The sequence below is a fragment of the Streptomyces sp. LUP47B genome, from assembly GCF_001746295.1.
In the GTDB taxonomy this organism is placed as follows: Bacteria; Actinomycetota; Actinomycetes; order Streptomycetales; family Streptomycetaceae; genus Streptomyces.
Genome location: NZ_MJAH01000003.1, coordinates 1 through 18,087, shown reverse-complemented (window position 1 = coordinate 18,087; position 18,087 = coordinate 1). Strand labels below are relative to the sequence as shown.

17 protein-coding genes and 1 pseudogene are annotated in these 18,087 nt (G+C 71.2%); 15 read left to right on the top strand and 3 right to left on the bottom strand.

Translation table 11 applies throughout. From position 1 onward, the window contains the following. Positions 1 to 167 precede the first annotated feature (167 nt). On the bottom strand, positions 168 to 1,377 hold a 1,210-nt coding region (locus BFN33_RS10655), incomplete at its 3' end, for a S1 family peptidase (RefSeq protein ID WP_256122713.1). Between the two features lie 190 nt (positions 1,378 to 1,567). On the opposite strand from BFN33_RS10655, the gene BFN33_RS10650 reads away from it, so the two are divergent. From BFN33_RS10650 to BFN33_RS10605, 11 genes are all read left to right on the top strand, one after another. Beyond that, positions 1,568 to 1,981 carry a PaaI family thioesterase gene (locus BFN33_RS10650; protein ID WP_069759714.1) on the top strand — a complete coding sequence of 138 codons (414 nt, stop codon included), beginning with the start codon at positions 1,568 to 1,570 and terminating at the stop codon, positions 1,979 to 1,981. Between the two features lie 449 nt (positions 1,982 to 2,430). Continuing rightward, positions 2,431 to 2,646: a hypothetical protein gene (locus tag BFN33_RS10645; protein WP_069759713.1), complete on the top strand. Its 216-nt coding sequence runs from the start codon at positions 2,431 to 2,433 to the stop codon at positions 2,644 to 2,646. 158 nt (positions 2,647 to 2,804) lie between these two features. Then, positions 2,805 to 3,611 carry an HlyD family efflux transporter periplasmic adaptor subunit gene (locus BFN33_RS10640; RefSeq protein WP_069759712.1) on the top strand — a complete coding sequence of 269 codons (807 nt, stop codon included), beginning with the start codon at positions 2,805 to 2,807 and terminating at the stop codon, positions 3,609 to 3,611. Beyond that, positions 3,608 to 5,830, top strand: a complete 2,223-nt coding sequence (locus tag BFN33_RS10635; RefSeq protein ID WP_069759711.1) for an NHLP family bacteriocin export ABC transporter peptidase/permease/ATPase subunit — start codon at positions 3,608 to 3,610, stop codon at positions 5,828 to 5,830. The genes BFN33_RS10640 and BFN33_RS10635 overlap by 4 nt, the downstream gene beginning before the upstream one ends. Position 5,831: 1 nt before the next feature. After that, positions 5,832 to 8,660, top strand: coding sequence for an NHLP bacteriocin export ABC transporter permease/ATPase subunit (locus BFN33_RS10630; RefSeq protein WP_370743272.1), 2,829 nt, complete (start codon positions 5,832 to 5,834; stop codon positions 8,658 to 8,660). Positions 8,661 to 8,788: 128 nt separating this feature from the next. After that, positions 8,789 to 10,291 (top strand): MFS transporter, encoded by a 1,503-nt coding sequence (locus BFN33_RS10625; protein WP_069759710.1) that lies wholly within the window; start codon positions 8,789 to 8,791, stop codon positions 10,289 to 10,291. Positions 10,292 to 10,466: 175 nt separating this feature from the next. Continuing rightward, complete coding sequence (locus BFN33_RS10620) at positions 10,467 to 11,480, top strand: hypothetical protein (protein WP_069759709.1); 1,014 nt, start codon at positions 10,467 to 10,469, stop codon at positions 11,478 to 11,480. A 32-nt stretch (positions 11,481 to 11,512) separates the two neighbouring features. Further along, positions 11,513 to 11,683, top strand: a complete 171-nt coding sequence (locus BFN33_RS53100) for a hypothetical protein (protein WP_176742356.1) — start codon at positions 11,513 to 11,515, stop codon at positions 11,681 to 11,683. A 98-nt stretch (positions 11,684 to 11,781) separates the two neighbouring features. Further along, positions 11,782 to 12,795 carry an iron-containing redox enzyme family protein gene (locus BFN33_RS10615; RefSeq protein WP_069759708.1) on the top strand — a complete coding sequence of 338 codons (1,014 nt, stop codon included), beginning with the start codon at positions 11,782 to 11,784 and terminating at the stop codon, positions 12,793 to 12,795. Continuing rightward, entirely contained in the window at positions 12,796 to 13,491 is a 696-nt protein-coding gene (locus tag BFN33_RS10610) for a HemK2/MTQ2 family protein methyltransferase (protein WP_088245302.1), read from the top strand. It begins immediately after the preceding gene. After that, positions 13,472 to 13,681: a CDGSH iron-sulfur domain-containing protein gene (locus BFN33_RS10605; RefSeq protein WP_069759706.1), complete on the top strand. Its 210-nt coding sequence runs from the start codon at positions 13,472 to 13,474 to the stop codon at positions 13,679 to 13,681. Before BFN33_RS10610 ends, BFN33_RS10605 begins: the two co-directional genes overlap by 20 nt. A gap of 171 nt (positions 13,682 to 13,852) precedes the next feature. Here the strand turns inward: BFN33_RS10605 and BFN33_RS10600 are convergent, their stop codons facing one another. Continuing rightward, positions 13,853 to 14,284 (bottom strand): protease inhibitor, encoded by a 432-nt coding sequence (locus BFN33_RS10600; RefSeq protein WP_069759705.1) that lies wholly within the window; start codon positions 14,282 to 14,284, stop codon positions 13,853 to 13,855. Positions 14,285 to 14,606: 322 nt separating this feature from the next. Between BFN33_RS10600 and BFN33_RS10595 the strand changes: the two genes are divergently transcribed. From BFN33_RS10595 to BFN33_RS10580, 4 genes and pseudogenes are all read left to right on the top strand, one after another. Next, positions 14,607 to 15,170, top strand: a complete 564-nt coding sequence (locus BFN33_RS10595) for a hypothetical protein (RefSeq protein ID WP_069759704.1) — start codon at positions 14,607 to 14,609, stop codon at positions 15,168 to 15,170. A gap of 27 nt (positions 15,171 to 15,197) precedes the next feature. After that, positions 15,198 to 15,536: pseudogene (locus BFN33_RS10590) on the top strand (cytosine permease); the annotation flags it as partial. Next, positions 15,533 to 16,240, top strand: coding sequence for an alpha/beta fold hydrolase (locus tag BFN33_RS10585; protein ID WP_069759702.1), 708 nt, complete (start codon positions 15,533 to 15,535; stop codon positions 16,238 to 16,240). The pseudogene BFN33_RS10590 and the gene BFN33_RS10585, both read left to right, overlap by 4 nt. Before the next feature lie 58 nt (positions 16,241 to 16,298). Then, positions 16,299 to 17,468, top strand: a complete 1,170-nt coding sequence (locus BFN33_RS10580) for a lactate 2-monooxygenase (protein WP_069759701.1) — start codon at positions 16,299 to 16,301, stop codon at positions 17,466 to 17,468. 36 nt (positions 17,469 to 17,504) lie between these two features. On the opposite strand, the gene BFN33_RS10575 is transcribed toward BFN33_RS10580, so the two are convergent. Continuing rightward, positions 17,505 to 18,087 (bottom strand): RICIN domain-containing protein (locus tag BFN33_RS10575; RefSeq protein WP_141757959.1); only part of this gene is annotated, 583 nt, incomplete at its 5' end.

Sequence of the window (18,087 nt, the reverse complement as noted above, 5' to 3'; positions counted from 1 at the left end):
TGCCGGTCTCCTGGCCGTTGCCGGTCTCCTGGCCGCCGATCACGTCGCCGCCGGCCTGCTCGCCGCCGACTTCCTGACCGGCGCCGGCCTCCTCACCGGGGCTCGCGCTCGCGTCGCCACCGGCACCGGCCTCCTCGCCCGCACCGGCCCCGGCGTCGCCGCCTGCNCCTCGTCACCGGCGCCCGCGCCGGCACCGGCACCGGCCTCCTCGCCGCCGGCCTGGTCGTCGCCGGCGCCCGCGCCGCCGGCCGCGTCACCCGCGCCGAGCGTGGCGCCGACCGCCTGCAGGGCGGTGGTCACCGGCTGGAAGAAGGTCTCGCCGCCCACGGTGCAGTCGCCGCTGCCGCCGGAGGTCAGACCGATCGCCGAGCCGTCCTGGGTGAACAGCGAACCGCCGCTGTCGCCGGGTTCGGCGCAGACGTCGGTCTGGATGAGCCCGGTGACCGTGCCCTCCGGGTAGTTGACGGTGGCATCGAGTCCGAGGACCTGGCCGTCGGCGAGGCCCGTGGTGCTGCCCATCCGGAAGACCTGGAGGCCCACCTCGGCGTCCGCGGCCTGGCTGATCGCGACGGTCTGGCCGCCGCCGACGTTGACCTCGCTGGGTGCCACGGTCGCCGGGTCGTCGTACTTGACCAGGGCGAAGTCACCGTCGCCGGGGAAGGTGGCCTGGTCGACGGTGGCGATCGGCTGGCCGTCCTGGGTGTCCGACCACTGTTCGGCCGCGACCCCGCAGTGACCTGCGGTCAGGAAGGCGGGGCTGCCGTCGCCGGCGGTGACGTTGAAGCCGAGCGAGCAGCGGGCGCCGCCGCCGAAGATCGCGTCACCGCCGGACACGAAGGTCTTGAAGGTGCCGGCCGACTTCTTGATGGTCGCCATGTCTGAGCCGAGGCTCTTCACGGTCGACTCGATGGTGTTCCACTTGTCGCCGGTGACCGTGCTGTCGGCGGTCACGAGAATCTTGTTCGTGCGCGGGTCGACCGCCCAGGAGGTGCCCGGGATGGTCGCCTCCTCCTTCAGGGTCTTCGCGCCGGCCGCCAGTTCGGGGAGGCTGTTGTCGACCTCTCGGACCTGCGCGCCGGCCTTCTTCGCCTGCACCACGACGTTGCTGTCACCGGATATGACGTTCACGACGAGCTGCTTGCTGTCGGTGTCGTAGTAGGACCCGGCGAAGGCGTCGCCGAGCGACTTCTCGAGCTGCGAGGCGAGATCCGAGGCGTCCGTCGCCTTCAGAGTCTTCGGTGCGATGGCCGCCGCGTCGTTCGACGAACCGTCCTGGGACGCGTTGGCGTTGGGCAGCAGAATCGCGGCAGCTCCGAGCGCCACCACGGTGCCTGCCGCGAACGCGGCCTTGCGCTTCGGAATTCGCTTGTGACTCAAACTTCTCGACCTCCTGGGGGACCGGAGTCTGTAACCGCCCTATGGCGGTTGGTTGTTCGGGGCGCCTGGATGGCCATGGGTACGCACGGTGCACGCGGTGCGTTCAATGCCGTTTCTTTACGCCCCGATTGCCACGCCGATTCGGCCACGGGCCGTGCCGGGCGGGCCGCGGGCGGGAACAATCCCCCATATGACGATGACGCCCGCCGAAGCCGACAAGGTCCTCGCCGACAACTTCGCCCCTTGGGTCCTCGACCTCGGCCTGTCGGTCGAGACGCTCGGCGACGACCATGCGGTCCTGCGGCTTCCCTGGTCACAGCGGTTGGCGCGGGAGGGCGGCGCGCTGTCGGGCCAGGCCCTGATGGCCGCCGCCGACACCGCCACCGTGATCGCCGTCTCGGCGGCCAGAGGCGCCTACGGACCGATGACGACGGTGCAGCAGTCCACCGGCTTCCAGCGGGCGGTGTCCGGTTCGGATGTCCTGATCAAGGCGGTCGTCACCAAACTGGGCCGCCGCATGGCGTTCGCCGACATCACGATGACCGAGTCCGCGTCGGGTGACCTCGCGGCCCGCGCGAGCACGGTCTGCGCACTTCTGGGCTGACACGCTCAGCAAACGGTCGGCGACGGTCCGTTGCGAACAGCGCCCCGAATCCTCTCTCCAGCGAATCTGCACATCGAATGCGCAACCGGGTCACCCCGAGCGGAAGTTCTGCACAAGCGCGGACCGGCAGCCATGTCATTGGCGAGGAGTGTCGCATTCGCCACGGCGACGACAAGGGTCCCTTCACGCCGCCGTGACATCACCTGTGAAGAAGTCGGCACCAAGGCGTGCGCAAGCCTGCACGGATGGCGGCTTCCGTGACTCAAGTTCCCTGGTGAGACGGGTGGTTAATTGGAAGGGCGGAGCTGCCGCGTGCTTTGATCCATCGCACCGCAAGGCCGTCGGGGTTCCCGGAAACGGGATCCGGCGCTTTGTGATTGCGGCCGTCATCTGTCCCCAGAGGGGGCCGCTCCCCCTTGTGAAATACCCATACGAAGGGAAGTTCCATCATGAACTCCACCCCCCAGGTTGAGACCGTCGAGATCTCGGACGCGGACCTCGACAACGTCTCCGGCGGCCTGCAGCTGAACGCCCTCGGCACCGTCACCGGCCTGGTGGACGGCGTTGCCCCGGTTTCCGGCCTGGTCAACACGGTCGTCGGCACGGTCGAGGGTGTGACCGGCCTGAACACCGCCCCGGTCTCCGGCCTGGTCTCCGGTCTCTGATCGCATTCTTTGCGGTCTGATCACTCTCTTGTGGTCAACCCGTCCCGGAGCCGCAAACCGGCGGTTCCGGGACTCTTGGGTGCCGTAATGCGGCCGGCTCGCGCGAGCCGGTCCTTTCTCATTGGCAGCATTCAGCTTTCGCAGGTGAGGGAAGACCCGTGCAGTTCCGCCAACAGGCCCTCGCCAAGCTCCAGTCACCGGAGGAGCTCGACCTTCCGGTGCGCTTCGCCCGGCCGCAGGGCTGGCTGGTGATGTCCGTGACGGTGGTCGTGATGGCCGCCGCCTGCGTGTGGGCGGTGACCGGGTCGGTGGCCTCCACGGTGAGCGCGCCCGCCATCCTCACGCACGGGCAGGGCAGTTACATCCTGCAGAGCCCGGTCGCGGGCCAGGTCACCCAGGTGATCGCCAAGGAAGGCAGCCGACTGCCCGCCAACTCCCCCGTACTGAAGGTCCGTACGGTCGACGGCGACACCCTGGTCCGCACGGTCGCCGCGGGCCGGCTCACCGCACTGGCGGCCACCATCGGGCAGATCATCTCGACCGGCGCGAACGTCGCCGCCGTGGAGAAGGTCGGCCACGCCTCCGATCCGATGTACGCCACGGTCTATGTACCCGCCGAGAACGCGGCCTCCATTCCCGAGGACGCCGCCGTGGACCTGACCGTCTCCTCGGTGCCCACCCAGGAGTACGGCGTGTTGCGCGGCCATGTGAAGTCGGTGGACCGCTCGGCGCAGTCGGCGCAGCAGATCGCCGCGTTCCTCGGGGACAGCCAGCTCGGCGAGCAGTTCACCAAGGAGGGCCGGCCGGTCGCCGTACTCGTGCGGCTGGACAGGTCCAGGAGCACGAAGAGCGGTTACCGGTGGTCCTCCGCCGAGGGCCCGCCCTTCGCCCTCACCTCCATGACCGTGGCCTCGGGTTCGATCCGGCTGGCCGATCAGCGTCCCGTCGATTGGCTGCTGCCGTGAGCACCGCACAGGACACCCGGAGCAGGCGCCGCTCCGCCCCGCCCAGACGCCCGGTCCCCAAGGGGAAGGCGAAGACGGTCCGTACGCCCACCGTCCTGCAGATGGAGGCCGTGGAATGCGGCGCGGCCTCCCTCGCGATGGTGCTCGGCCACTACGGCAAGCACGTCCCGCTGGAGGAGCTGCGCATCGCCTGCGGTGTCTCCCGGGACGGCTCGCGCGCCAGCAACCTCCTCAAGGCGGCCCGCAGTTACGGCCTGACGGCCAAGGGCATGCAGATGGACACGGCCGCGCTCGCCGAGGTGAAGACGCCGGCGGTGCTGTTCTGGGAGTTCAACCACTACGTCGTCTACGACGGCATGGGCCGCCGCTTCGGCCGCCGCGGTGTCTACATCAACGACCCCGGCAAGGGCCGCCGTTTCGTCCCGATGGAGGATTTCGACGGGAGCTTCACCGGTGTAGTGCTGGTGATGGAGCCCGGCGAGGGCTTCACCAGGGGCGGCCGCAAGCCGGGTGTTCTCGGCGCGATGCCGGCCCGGCTGCGCGGCACCGCGGGCACCATGCCGACGGCGGTGCTGGCGAGCCTGCTGCTGGTGCTGGTCGGCGCGGCCACTCCCGCGTTGAGCCGCACCTACATCGACATGTTCCTGATCGGGGGGCAGACCTCGCTGCTCGGCGTGCTGTTCGCGTCGATGGGGGCCTGCGTGGCCCTCACCCTGGCCCTGACCTGGCTCCAGCAGGCGAACCTGCTGCACGGCCGCATCATCTCCTCGACGCTGTCCAGCGCCCGCTTCCTGCGCCATCTGCTGCGCCTCCCGGTGACGTTCTTCTCCCAGCGCAGCCCGGCCGACCTGGTGCAGCGCCTGCAGTCCAACGACCAGGTGGCCGAGACCCTGTCCCGGGACCTAGCGGCGGCGGGCGTCGACGCCGTGGTCGTCGTCCTCTACGCGATCCTGCTCTACACCTACGACCCCCAGCTCACCTATGTCGGCATCGGTGTGGCCCTGCTGAACGTGGTGGCCATGCGGGTCGTCATCCGGCTGCGCGCCACGCGCACGGCGAAGCTGCGCGCCGACAGCGCCCGGCTCACCAACACCGCGTACACCGGCCTGCAGTTGATCGAGACGATGAAGGCGACCGGCGGCGAGGACGGCTACTTCCGCAAGTGGGCCGGGCAGCACGCCACCACGCTGGAGGAGCAGCAACGGCTCGGGGTGCCGAGCGCCTGGCTGGGCGTGGTCGCCCCGATGCTGGCCACCTTCAACAGCGCCCTCATCCTCTGGATCGGCGGCATGCGGGCGATCGAGGGCGGTATCTCCGTCGGTCTGCTGGTCGCCTTCCAGGCCCTGGTCACCCGCTTCACCGCGCCGATCACCCGCCTGAACGGCGTGGCCGGCCGCATCCAGGACTTCGCGGCGGACGTGGCCCGGCTGAAGGACGTCGAGAACTTCAAGGCCGACCCGCTCTACGGCCGCCCCGGCGCCGGCGACTCGACGCGCAGGCTGCAGGGCCATGTCGAGCTGCAGAACATCACCTTCGGCTACAACCCGCTCGACAAGCCCCTGCTGACCGGCTTCGACCTGACCGTCGGCCCCGGCCAGCAGGTGGCCCTGGTCGGTGGCTCGGGCAGCGGCAAGTCGACCGTCTCCCGGCTGATCTCGGGGCTGTACACGCCCTGGGAGGGCGTGATCCGCATCGACGGACAGCGCCTGGACGACATTCCGCGCGGCGCGCTCGCATCCTCGGTGTCCTTCGTCGACCAGGACGTCTTCCTCTTCGAGGGCTCGGTCCGCGACAACGTGGCGCTGTGGGACCCGTCGATCCCGGACGAGGCCGTGGTGGACGCGCTGCGGGACGCGGCCCTGTACGACGTGGTGATGCGCCGCCCCGGCGGCATCCACAGCAGGGTCGAGCAGGACGGCCGCAACTTCTCCGGCGGGCAGCGCCAACGCCTGGAGATCGCGCGGGCGTTGGTGCGCCGGCCCAGCATCCTGGTCCTCGACGAGGTGACCAGCGCGCTGGACGCGGAGACCGAGCTGGTCGTCATGGACAACCTGCGCAAGCGCGGCTGCGCCTGTGTGGTGATCGCGCACCGGCTCAGCACGGTGCGCGACAGCGACGAGATCGTCGTACTGCAGCACGGCACGATCGTGGAACGCGGGCGGCACGAGGAGCTGGTGGCGCGCGGTGGCGCGTACGCGGCGCTGGTCAAGGAACGGTGACATGACCTCCCCAGACATCACCTCCCCCCAGGACGGTGACCTCGTCCTCAACGCCCTCGGGCAGATGGGCACGCGGGTCGACTGCGCCGGTTTCAGCCGTATCGACCTCGAAGGGCCGCAGGTGCTCTGGCTGGTCGTGTCGGGCGCGGTGGACCTGTTCGCGGTCGATGCCGGACAGCAGGGCCACTGGCACCACCTGGGCCGTCTGGAGCCGGGCGCGCTGCTGCTCGGGCCGGTGGCCGGCCCCCAGCACACCCTGGTGGCACGACCGCTCAGGGACTGCGTGGTGCACCGCATCGGCCTGCGCGAGCTGTACGAGCCCGCGCACACCCAGACGTGGTCGTACGACGAGTACGGCAATCCCCAGTACGTGCCGCCGACGACGAGCCCGCTGGAGTACGCCCTCGCGCTCGGGGTGGGCCGGAGTCTGTCCATCCTCTTCCAGGCGCCGATGGCCGACGAGCGGGCCGCCGCCCCGACCGACGACGACGTCTTCTGGATGCAGGTGCCGCCGGGCAGCGTGCAGTACGGCTCGCTCTACGGCGCCGAGGCGGCCGCCGACCTGCTGATGGATCCGGCGGTCTGGCAGTCCATGGTCGACCAGCAGTACCGGCTGCTGACCACGCTGGACCGCTGGATCGAGCAGCTGGAGCGCACCCACGAGACCCGGACGGCCGCCGGCATCAAGGCGGGTGAGGCCGTGCGCGCCCAGGCCGACCGGACCTTGCTGGCGTCCATCGGCAAGTCGAAGCAGCGCGCGACGACGGCCGACGCCGACGCGAGTTACGCGGCCTGCAAGCTGGTCGCCGACGCGGCCGGGATCCCGCTCGCCGAGAACGCGCACAGCGGCACCGAGAGCGACCGTCTCGACCCGGTCGAGCGGATCGCCCTCGCCTCCCGCGTCCGGATCAGGTCGGTGCGCCTGGACGGCAGTTGGTGGCGCGACAACGTCGGCCCGCTGGTGGGCCACCGGGCGCTGTCGGGTGCGCCGGTCGCGCTGCTGTGGCGGCGCGGCGGCTATGTGGCCGTGCATCCGGCGACGGGACGCGAGACGCCGATCGAGAAGGACAACGCGGAGGAGTTCGAGCCGCGCGCGGTGATGTTCTACCGACCGCTGCCCGACCGCGGTCTCAGCCCGCTCGGGCTGCTGCGGTTCAGCATGCGCGGCACCGGCGGCGATGTCACGAACCTGCTGCTCAGCGGTCTGGTGACGGTGGCGATCGGCGCGCTGGTCCCCATCGCGACCGGCAAGGTGCTCGGCGAGTTCGTGCCGAAGGCCCAGACCGCTCTGATCGTGCAGGTGTGTCTGGCCGTGATGGTCAGCGGGGTGGTGACGGCGGCCTTCATGCTGCTGCAGAACCTCACCATGCTCCGTCTGGAGGGCCGTATCGAGGCGACCCTGCAACCGGCCGTCTGGGACCGGCTGCTGAGGCTGCCGACGAAGTTCTTCACCGAGCGCTCGACCGGCGAACTGGCCAGCCAGGCCATGGGCATCAGCTCGATCCGCCGGATGATGGCGGGCATCGGCCCCACCGTCGCCCAGTCGGTGACCATCGGGGCGATGAACCTGGGCCTGCTGTTCTGGTACAGCGTTCCGATGGCGATGGCGGCGATCGGCATGCTGGTCGTCATCGCCGCCGGCTTCCTCGGCCTCGGGCTCTGGCAGGTGCGCTGGCAGCGGCGGCTGGTCGTGCTCGGCAACAAGCTGAACAACCAGGCCTTCCAGACCCTGCGCGGTCTGCCCAAGCTGAGGGTGGCGGCCGCGGAGAACTACGCGTACGCGGCCTGGGCCTCGGAGTTCGCCCGCAGCCGCGAGCTCCAGCAGAAGGTCGGCCGGATCAAGAACCTCACGTCGGTGATGGGCTCGGTCTATCTCCCGCTGTGCACGCTGCTGATGTTCATGCTGCTCGCGGGCCCGGCGCGCGGCTCGATGTCGGCGGCGGAGTTCCTCACCTTCAACACCTCGGTGACGATGCTGCTGACCGCGGTCACCCAGCTCACCGGCGCCTTCGTCTCGGCGGTGGCCGCGCTGCCGTTGTTCGAGGAGATCAAGCCGGTCCTTCAGGCGCAGCCGGAGGTGCGCACCGCGAGCACCCGTCCGGGGCCGCTCACCGGCGCGATCGAGGCCCGCAGGCTCACCTTCCGCTACTCCGAGGACGGTCCCCTGGTCCTGGACGACGTGTCCTTCGAGATCCGGCCGGGTGAGTTCGTGGCGATCGTCGGCCCGAGCGGCTGCGGCAAGTCGACCCTGCTCCGGCTGCTGATCGGCTTCGACCGGCCGGTCTCCGGGAGTGTCCTCTACGACGGCCAGGACCTGGCCGCCCTCGACCAGTCGGCGGTGCGCCGGCAGTGCGGTGTCGTCCTCCAGCACGCGCAGCCGTTCACCGGCTCCATCCTGGACGTCATCTGCGGCACCGAGCCCTACACGCCAGAGGAGGCGATGGCGGCGGCCGCGATGGCGGGGCTCGCGGAGGACATCCAGCGGATGCCGATGGGGCTGCACACCATCGTCTCGGGCAGCGGGGCCATCTCCGGCGGCCAGCGCCAACGGCTCATGATCGCCCAGGCGTTGATCCGGCGGCCGCGGATCCTCTTCTTCGACGAGGCGACCAGTGCCCTGGACAACGACACCCAGCGCACGGTCATCGAGTCCACCAAGGCCCTCAACGCCACCCGGATCGTCATCGCCCACCGGCTGTCGACGGTGCTGGACGCCGACCGGGTGATCGTGATGGAGAACGGCAAGGTCGCCCAGCAGGGGCCGCCCGCGCAGCTCCTCGCGGACACCGGCGGCCGGCTGCACGAGCTGGTGCGGCGGCAGATGGCGTAGCGGCGCTGGGGGCCACCCCTTCAGCGAAACGTTGCCGTTTCGCTCGACATGGTCTAGCCTCCACGTGTACGAAACGGTTTCGTTTATGAGCCGGTCGAGCACAGCCGACTTTCCCTGGAGTTGTTCCCATGTCCCAGAAGACTCTGTCCGAGAGCGGTCAGGAGGGCGCCGTCGAGGCCCCGGCGGCCGCTTCGGCCAAGCGATGGTGGATTCTCGCCGTCGTCGCGCTCGCCCAGCTGATGGTGGTCCTGGACGCCACCATCGTGAACATCGCCCTGCCCTCGGCCCAGGCCGACCTCGGTTTCTCCGACGGCAACCGGCAGTGGATCGTCACGGCCTACGCGCTGGCGTTCGCCTCCCTGCTCCTGCTCGGCGGGCGGATAGCCGACCTCTTCGGCCGCAAGACGGCCTTCCTCGTCGGTGTCGTCGGCTTCGCGGCCGTCTCCGCGCTCGGCGGTGCCGCCACCAACTTCGAGATGCTGGTCACCGCCCGTGCCCTGCAGGGCGCCTTCGGCGCGCTCCTCGCGCCGGCCGCGCTGTCCCTGCTCAACACGACGTTCACCGACGCCCGCGAGCGGGCCCGGGCGTTCAGCGTGTACGGCGCCATCGCCGGTGCCGGCGGTGCGGTCGGACTGCTACTCGGCGGCGTCCTGACCGACGCGCTCGACTGGCGCTGGACCCTCTACGTCAACGTCGTCATCGCCGTCGTCGCCTTCGTGGGCGGCTGGGTGCTGCTGCACAACCACCGTGACGCCGCGAACTCCAAGCTGGACGTGCCCGGCACGCTGCTCGTGGCCGCCGGTCTCTTCTCCCTGGTGTATGGCTTCTCCAACGCCGAGACCCACGACTGGAGTTCTCCCGAGACCTGGGGCTTCCTGGTCGCGGGCGGTGCGCTGCTGGCCGCCTTCACCTGGTGGCAGACCCGTGCCGCGCACCCGCTGCTGCCCCTGCGCATCCTGCTCGACCGCAACCGGGCGGCCTCCTTCCTGGCCGTACTGATCTCCGGCGGCGGCATGTTCGGTGTCTTCCTCTTCCTCACCTACTACCTCCAGCTGAACCTGGGCTTCAGCCCGACCAGGACGGGCGCGGCGTTCCTGCCGATGGTCGCCGCACTGATGGTGGCGGCCCAGGTCAGCACCACGATGCTGGTCCCGCGGATCGGACCGAGGCTGGTCATCCCGCTGGGCTTCGCGGTCGCCGCGGTCGGCATGGTCTGGCTGACCGGGATCGACGTCGGCTCCAGCTACCTGTCCGCAGTACTGCCGCAGCTGATCGTGACCGGCTTCGGCCTCGGCCTGGTCATGCCGCCGGCCATGCAGCTGGCCACCGGCGGGGTCGCGGCCGAGGACGCCGGAGTGGCCTCGGCCACCGTCAACGCCATGCAGCAGGTGGGCGGTTCGATCGGCACCGCGCTGCTGAACACCCTGGCCGCGAGCGCCGCCACCGACTACCTGGTCGGCAAGGACCCGACGAACAAACTGGTCCAGGCCGGGGCGACGATCGAGAGCTACACCACCGCCTTCTGGTGGTCGGCCGGTCTCTTCGCCGTCGGCGCGCTGATCACCTTCCTGCTCTTCCGGCGCGGAGTGCCGGAGCAGGCTGAGAACGCCGCACCCGTCGTACACATGTAGTAACCACAGCAGGAGCCGCTTGGTCCGAGGGGCCGCCGTCAGCAGGGAGACGGCGGCCCCTCTCGCGTTCCCCGCCAGGCGACAGCGACGCGCTGTGCCGGGCCGGTGGCCGAGAGCGACGCTCCGGCAGAACGGCTGACGTTGGAGGCGGTCGTCCGTGGGTACCCACAGGTCCATGCGGATAAGCGTGGTGGATGTGGGATCGAACACGGTCCGGCTCGTGGTGGCGGACGCCGAGGGCGGGGTGCCACTGCCGGTGCACACGGCGAAGTGGCGGCTGAGACTCTCCGATCATGTGCGGCCGGGCGGCCCGGTGCCCGAGGAGGCCGTGGAGCGGCTGGTGGAGGCGGTGGAAGAGGCGAGCAGGACCGCCGCCAAGTGGGGTGCGGCCGGTCCGCTGGCCTTCGCGACCGCCGTCGTGCGGTCCGCGCCCAACCGTCAGGAGGTGCTGCGCACCGTCCGTACCCGGACCGGCGTCGGGCTGTACACCCTGCCGGGCGAGGTGGAGGCGGAGCTCACGTTCCTCGGGGCGCGGCGCTGGATGGGCTGGCGTTCGGGGCCGCTCGCTCTGTTCGACATCGGCGGTGGATCACTGGAAGTCGCCTTCGGACGCGGGCGGTTGCCGGACTACGTGGCCTCGCTGCCGTTGGGCGCGGGCAGGCTGACCCATGAGTTCTTCGGGGGACAGGACCCGCCGCCCCTGGAGGCGGTGCGGGCACTGCGCCGCAAGGTCCGGCACCAGCTGCGGGACGTGGCGTCGCGGATCCGCTGGGAGGGACCGCGCACCGCGGTGGCCACCTCGCGCACCTTCGAGCAGCTGGGACGACTGTGCGGAACCCCGCCCGGCCGGCGCGGTCCGTTCGTGGAGCGGCGCATGCACCGCGCCGACCTGCGGGAGGCCGTCGAGGCTCTGGCCGCCCTGCCGGCCGCACGGCGGGCCGAACTGCCCGGCATCTCCGCGCCGCGCGCCGCCCAGAGCCTGGCCGGTGCGGTGGTCGGACACACGGCGATGAAACTCACCGGCGTCAGGACCGTCACCATCTGCCCCTGGGCGATCCGCGAGGGGGTCCTGCTGCGGCACATCGAGGACGGCGCCTCCTGGTGGGCCGAGATCGCCCGCCGCAACGAGGAGCACACCGCCGCTCCCGTGGAGCCGGTCCCCCTGCGCATCGCGGCCGCCACGACCTGAACGAAGAGCACGAAGAGAAAGAGGAGACAGCCGTGCCGGAGAAGAAGCAGAAGCCGGACACCGCCCTGGACGAGGTCCTGCACGAGTTCGAGGACGCCGAGAAGCGCGTCCGGGACCCCGACGCAAAGCGCGGGCGCAAGGGTGAGGCCGCTGAAGCCATTACCCCCAACGCCCGGGCCCAGGAGGAGTCCGAGGGCGAGTGACCCACCGGCGGCGCGCCCCGCGGGCGGGCCGCCGGCGACGACCTACCCGGCCCCCCGAGCAGGCGGGTGACCTCCCGTTTCACGGGTACCCGGGGCACATGGATCACGATCGCCAAGAACCGCCGCTGCCGCCGGCCCGGGGCCCGGTCTCCGCCGCCGTCCAGGAGTATCTGCTCGGTGCCGGACCCCTGCCTCGGCACGAGACCGTCGCGGGCGCGGACGTGTACGGCGACGACCTCCAGCTCGCCCTCTACATCTGCTACGAACTGCACTACCGCGGCTTCTCGGGTGTCTCCGGCGACCACGAGTGGGACCCCGGGCTGCTGCGCACCAGGGCGGTCCTGGAACACCGCTTCCTGTCCGCCCTGCGAACGGACACCGCGCCCCACGACAGCGTCGAGGACGCGCTCGCCGGGCTTCTCGTGGAACCGGTCGACGGCACCGGAGTAAGCCATTTCCTGAGCAAGGAGGGCGAACTGTGGCACGTACGCGAATACGCGGCCCAGCGCTCGCTCTACCACCTCAAGGAGGCCGACCCGCACGCGTGGGTGCTGCCGCGGCTGTGGGGCCGGGCCAAGGCCGGCATGGCGGCGGTGGAGTTCGACGAGTTCGGCGGCGGCCGCCCCGACCGCGTCCACGCCCGCCTGTTCGCCGACCTGATGACGGACCTGGGCCTGGACACGACGTACGGGTACTACCTGGACGCGGCCTGCGCGGAGATGCTCGCGACGGTGAACCTCATGTCCCTGCTGGGCCTGCACCGCAGCCTGCGCGGAGCTCTGGTGGGCCACTTCGCGGCGGTCGAGATCACCTCTTCGCCCGGCTCCCGGCGACTGGCCGAGGCGATGCGCCGCACCGGCGCGGGACCGGCCGCCGAGCACTTCTACGACGAGCACGTCGAGGCCGACGCCGTCCACGAACAGGTCGTACGCCACGAGGTCATCGGTGGTCTGCTGGCCGAGGAACCGCACCTCGCCGCCGACGTCGCCTTCGGTATCGACGTCACCGGACTCGTCGAGGACCGTCTCGCCGAGCGCCTGCTGCGCGACTGGACGGACGGACGCTCGTCGCTGCGCACCCCTGCGCTTTCCGAAATCCACCATATTTCCTGAATGTCGGGGTACTTGGGCAGCGTGAGATCACTGATTCCACCTCTGACCCTTCCCGGTGTCTACAGCCCCCAGGAGGACACCGCGCTGCTGGCCGGGGCCCTGTCCGAAGAACCGCTGCCACCGGGCGCGGACGTTCTGGACGTGGGCACCGGGACCGGTGCCCTCGCTCTCCAGGCGGCGCGCCGGGGCAGCCGGGTGACCGCGGTCGACGTGTCGTGGCGAGCGGTGTGCACGGCCCGCGCGAACGCCTGGCTGACCGGCGCGTCGGTCCGGGTCCGGCGCGGGAACCTCTTCCACCCCGTGCGGGACCAGTCGTTCGACCTCATCCTGACCAACCCGCCGTACGTGCCGGCACCGACGGACGCCCCGCCGCCACGCGGAAGGGCGCGGGCCTGGGACGCGGGCCACGACGGGCGGTTCGTCCTTGACCGCGTCTGCCGTGACGCACCCGGCCTGCTGCGCCCCGGAGGGGTGCTGCTGATCGTGCACTCCGAACTCTCCGACTCCGGACGGACGGTGGGGCATCTGCGCGCGGCAGGCCTCAAGGCCGCCGTGACCCGCCGTCACCGCATCGCGTTCGGACCGGTGCTGCGCACCCGGGAGGCATGGCTGCGCGAGCGCGGTCTGCTGCCCGCCGACGCCGCCCACGACGCAAAGGAAGAGCTGGTGGTCGTCCGTGCCGAACTCCCCCTCTGAGTCCGACCGACCGCGCCGCATCCGGGTCCAGCACCGGGGCCCGCTGCTCGTGGAGGGCCCCGTGGAAGTGGAACTGGAGGACGGCAGCACCGTCGCCTCCGACCGCTTCCGGGTGGCCCTGTGCACCTGTCGGCGCAGTCGCCGCTATCCGTGGTGCGACACCAGCCACCGGGAACGGACCCGCTCCTAGACGGGACGGCGGGTTCACGGTGGTGGAGAAGACGTGACCCGAGGGTCCGGCGGACGGCCCCACTCCGTCCGCCGGACCTCGGTGCGGGATCACGGTGTTCCGTGAGAGGGGCGGCACTCCCCAGCCACCGGCCCCTCGGGCAGGTCACGGGGTCCCCGCGATCCCGGTCTCTCAGAACGCGAAGACGCTCGTCCCGTAGGAGCTCTTCACGCACTCGTTGGCGAAGGTGCGCTCGTAGGAGACCCGCTTGCCGCGCCAGACGCCGTCGACCGTGACCACCACGGGGTTGTACTCCCTGGTGCACAGGGCGTCGGATCTGGCCCCGAGGGCGTCGAAGTCCCCTTGGACGGCACGCAGTTCGGCACAGGCCACAGTCGCGGCCGGATGAGTGCCCGAGGAGGTCGGGGCGCAGGTGAGCGTCACGGCACGTTCCGGGGTGACGGTGGCGGCACTGTCGCCGTGGCCGAGGGTGAGCACGAGGGCCGAGGGAGCGTAGAGGCCCGAGGCGGCGGCCGGTTCCGCGAGGGCGGCTCCGGTCAGGGGTCCGCAGACGGCGGTGGCCGTGAGGCCGAGGGTCGCTGCCCAGCGCGCGGTGTTCCGCATTGTGTGCATCCTTCCGCTGGATTCGAGGGTGTGCCCTCCGGCTCGGTCGGTGCCGGAGCGGCGAGCGCGAGTCTGCCGAGTCCTGGACCGAACTTCACATCGACCCCACGGCTTTCAGTAACCTTGCGTGTTGAATCAGTGGCGCGAAGTCACATCATCCGAACAGGCGAGCCCCTCAACCGGGCGGTTCTTGATCGCCCGATCCGGCCGGATGGCCTGAATACCCCGCCTGCGCAATAGGCCTGAAACATTCCGCTTCAGCCGTCAGCGCACACCGTCACAGCCTCTTGCATTCCTACAGCAACGGAGTAATCGTCATTACATGATTACTGACGAGCAACGAGAGAAGCTGCGCGGCTGGTTCACCGGCCGGTTGCCCGACGACCTCTTCGAGGCGCTGGTCGAGGTGGTCGTCGACCGCGAGGAGATCACCGTGATCGGCCGCATCCCCGGCCCCCGGCTCACCGAGGACGTCTCGGCCGCCGAGCGGGAGGCGGCCGTACAGGGCAGGATCCAGGAGTTCCGGGAACGCACCCGGGAGGAGCGAGTCGAGGTCGCCCGGGAGGCCGAGCACAAGTTCCGCCGGAAGGTGTCCTGGGGCGTGGAGTGCGACGGCGAGCGTGCTCTGTTCACACATGTCGCCGCGCCCGTCATGACCCGGCTGCGCCAGCCCGAGCGCCAGGTCCTGGACACCCTGATCGCCGGCGGCGTCGCCCGCAGCCGCAGCGACGCCCTCGCCTGGTGCGTCCGGCTGGTCCAGCGGCACACCGACGACTGGCTCGCCGAACTGCGGGACTCCCTGGAACACGTCCAGCGGGTGCGGGAGCGGGGTCCGGACACCGAGGGGGTGGCCGATTCCTCCACCGGGGACCCGGAGGATGGATGACCGTACGGTCGGCACACCCCGGCAGGACGGCAGCCGCGCGGCGGCCGTCACCGGTTCGCGCACGGCTGGGACCGGCGGGGCATGACGGCGTGGTGGGTGTCCGCGGTGATCGGCGTGCTGTTCACCAACATCCCGGGCCAGTTCGTGGGCTCGCTGGGCGACCTGGCGAACGGCGTCGACATCAGCCTGCCGCTGTCGCTGGCGGTGGCGGCGGTGCTGTTCCTGACCCTGCTGCGGGTCTTCCCCGAACCGCGGGCCGTGTACGGGCCCGGGGGCGCGCGGCCGGCCCGCACGGTCGAGGTGCCGGTGCCGCCGATCACCGGGCCGGATGCGGTGTCGGTGCCCTCGGCTACATTGCGGGCATGACCAACTTCGTACTGGTGGCGGGCGCGAGGCTCGGTGCGTCGGCGTGGGACGAGGTCGCGGCCGAGCTGCGCGCGGCCGGGCACGACCCCCGTCCGCTGACGTTGTCGGGCCTCGCCGAGAAGCGGGGCGTGCCCGCGGGACAGCAGACACACGTGCAGGACATCGTCGACGAGGTGGAGCGGCTGGACCTGCGCGAGGTGGTGCTGGTCGGGCACAGCTACTCCGGCATACCCGTGGGACAGGCCGCCGAGAGGATCGGCGACCGGCTCGCGCGGGTGGTGTTCGTGGATGCCGGCGTGCCCGTCGACGGGGAGTCGTTCCTGTCGGGGTGGCCGAGCGACCACGTCCGCAAGGCGATCGAGGAGAGCGACGGCTTCTGGCTGCCGGTGGGCCCGGAGCACTACGCCGACCAGGGCCTGACGGACGAACAGATCGCCAGGATCATCGACCACTCGTCTCCGCACCCGGGCGCGACGCTCACCGAGCCCGCCGTCCTCACGCGCCCCCTGGGCGAGCTTCCGGCGACCTACATCAAGTGCCTCCTCGACGACGAAGAGCCGATGCCCGTAGTGGCCGAGCTGCTCAGGAGCGAGCGCTGGGAACTGGTCGAGATGGACACCGGCCACTGGCCGATGTTCTCCCGGCCGCGCGAACTGGCCCGGATCCTCGCCGAGTCCGTTTCTCCCTCGGCCCTCCCCTCCTGACCAGCGTCCGCCCGCGGATATCGTCGGCGCACCCGACGACGAGAGGCGGTTCGGACGGATGGCCAAGCACTGGGCGGACTTCCAGTACGAGATCTACCTGAACGGCATGTCCGGGGCGGTGCCCCGGCTGCCCACCGACCTGACCCGGCTGGAGGAGCTCACCGAGCAGCGCCTCGGCCCCGGGCCGGTGGGCTATGTCGCGGGCAGTGCGGGCGACGGCAGTACGGCGCGGGCGAACCGGGCGGCGCTGGAGCGGCGCCGGATCGTGCCGCGCATGCTGCGGGACGTCCACGAACGCGACCTGTCCGTCGAGGTGTTGGGGCGTGCCCTGCCCGCCCCGCTGGCGCTGGCGCCGGTCGGCGTTCTGTCGATCATGCACCCGGACGCGGAGTCGGCGGCGGCCCGGGCAGCGGCGGCACAGGGCGTGCCGTACATCCTGTCGTCCGCCTCCAGCACGCCGATGGAGCAGGTCGCCGAGGCGATGGGGGACGCCGAGCGCTGGTTCCAGCTGTACTGGCCGAAGGACCCGCAGGTGGCGCTGAGCTTCCTGAACCGGGCCCGGGCCGCCGGGTTCACGGCCCTGGTCGTCACCCTGGACACTCCGCTGCTGTCCTGGCGGCCCCGCGATCTCGACCAGGCGTATCTGCCGTTCCTGCACGGCGTGGGCACCGCCAACTACTTCTCCGACCCGGCTTTCCAGGCCGGTCTGGCCAAGCCGGTGCACGAGGATCCCAACGCGGCCGTGCTGCACTTCGTGGGCATGTTCGCGGATCCCGGCAAGACCTGGCCCGACCTCGCGCTGCTGCGGGAGAACTGGGAGGGGCCGATCGTCCTCAAGGGCGTACTGCACCCGGACGACGCCCGCCTCGCCGCCGACGCCGGGATGGACGGGGTCGTGGTGTCCAACCACGGCGGCCGCCAGGTGGCCGGTTCGGTCGCGGCGGCCGACGCGCTGCCGCGGGTGGTGGAGGCGGTCGGTGACCGGCTCACGGTCCTCTTCGACAGCGGCGTCCGCACCGGGGACGACGTCTTCAAGGCCCTCGCACTCGGCGCCCGCGCGGTGCTCCTCGGGCGGCCGTACGTCTACGGTCTCGGCCTGGACGGACAGGCCGGCGTCGAGCACGTGATCCGCTGTCTGCTCGCGGAGCTCGACCTCACGCTCGCGCTCTGCGGACACGCGACACCGGCGACGGTCGGCCCCGACGACCTCGTGCAGGGCCCCGCCTGAGGGGAGGCCTCCCGTGAGCGGAGGCCTCCCTGGTCCCTAGATCCGGTCCGTGAGCTCCGCCGGCCGGGCCTGCGGGGCCTCGCTCCCGGTGACCGACAGCGAGCCGGGGCCGGCGCTGGAGCGCGGGTCGGTCAGCCAGCGCTGCTGGTCCGAGTCGTCGCGGACCTTGACTACGACGTCGGCGCCCGGGGCCCCGGTGGTGGAGGCGAGGGCGAGCCGCTCGTCCCAGCGAGGCAGTAACTCCCCCCGCACGGTGAGGTCGTAGCGCACGTCGTCCGACCGCTTCGTCTTCTCCCCCGCACAGGTGCCGAGGATGACCACGCCCGCGTCCCCGCGCGAGTCCAGACACAGCTGCGGATCCGCCTCGCTGCGCAGCAGACCGTCCTTCTCGTACGACCACTGCTGGGTCCGCTCGCTCGAGCAGGCCGCCAGTTCGGTGCCGGCGCCCTCCTTCACCGTGCCCCGGACGTCCAGGCAGAGGTCGGCGGCGGCGTTGCGCAGCCGGGTCACCGCCGGTGCCGTGGGCAGCTGGGCGGTGCCGGGCGTCGCCGTGTCGGCGCCCGGGGCCGTGGTGCCGCCGGTGGCGCTGGTGGAGGCGGCCGGGTCGGCGCCGCCGTCG

Coding starts and splice junctions, on each gene's coding strand:
- BFN33_RS10650 (WP_069759714.1), top strand. CDS start 1,568: ATGACGATGACGCCCGCCGAAGCCGACAAGGTCCTCGCCGACAACTTC.
- BFN33_RS10645 (WP_069759713.1), top strand. CDS start 2,431: ATGAACTCCACCCCCCAGGTTGAGACCGTCGAGATCTCGGACGCGGAC.
- BFN33_RS10630 (WP_370743272.1), top strand. CDS start 5,832: ATGACCTCCCCAGACATCACCTCCCCCCAGGACGGTGACCTCGTCCTC.
- BFN33_RS10625 (WP_069759710.1), top strand. CDS start 8,789: ATGTCCCAGAAGACTCTGTCCGAGAGCGGTCAGGAGGGCGCCGTCGAG.
- BFN33_RS10620 (WP_069759709.1), top strand. CDS start 10,467: ATGCGGATAAGCGTGGTGGATGTGGGATCGAACACGGTCCGGCTCGTG.
- BFN33_RS10615 (WP_069759708.1), top strand. CDS start 11,782: ATGGATCACGATCGCCAAGAACCGCCGCTGCCGCCGGCCCGGGGCCCG.
- BFN33_RS10610 (WP_088245302.1), top strand. CDS start 12,796: ATGTCGGGGTACTTGGGCAGCGTGAGATCACTGATTCCACCTCTGACC.
- BFN33_RS10600 (WP_069759705.1), bottom strand. CDS start 14,284: ATGCGGAACACCGCGCGCTGGGCAGCGACCCTCGGCCTCACGGCCACC.
- BFN33_RS10595 (WP_069759704.1), top strand. CDS start 14,607: ATGATTACTGACGAGCAACGAGAGAAGCTGCGCGGCTGGTTCACCGGC.
- BFN33_RS10585 (WP_069759702.1), top strand. CDS start 15,533: ATGACCAACTTCGTACTGGTGGCGGGCGCGAGGCTCGGTGCGTCGGCG.
- BFN33_RS10580 (WP_069759701.1), top strand. CDS start 16,299: ATGGCCAAGCACTGGGCGGACTTCCAGTACGAGATCTACCTGAACGGC.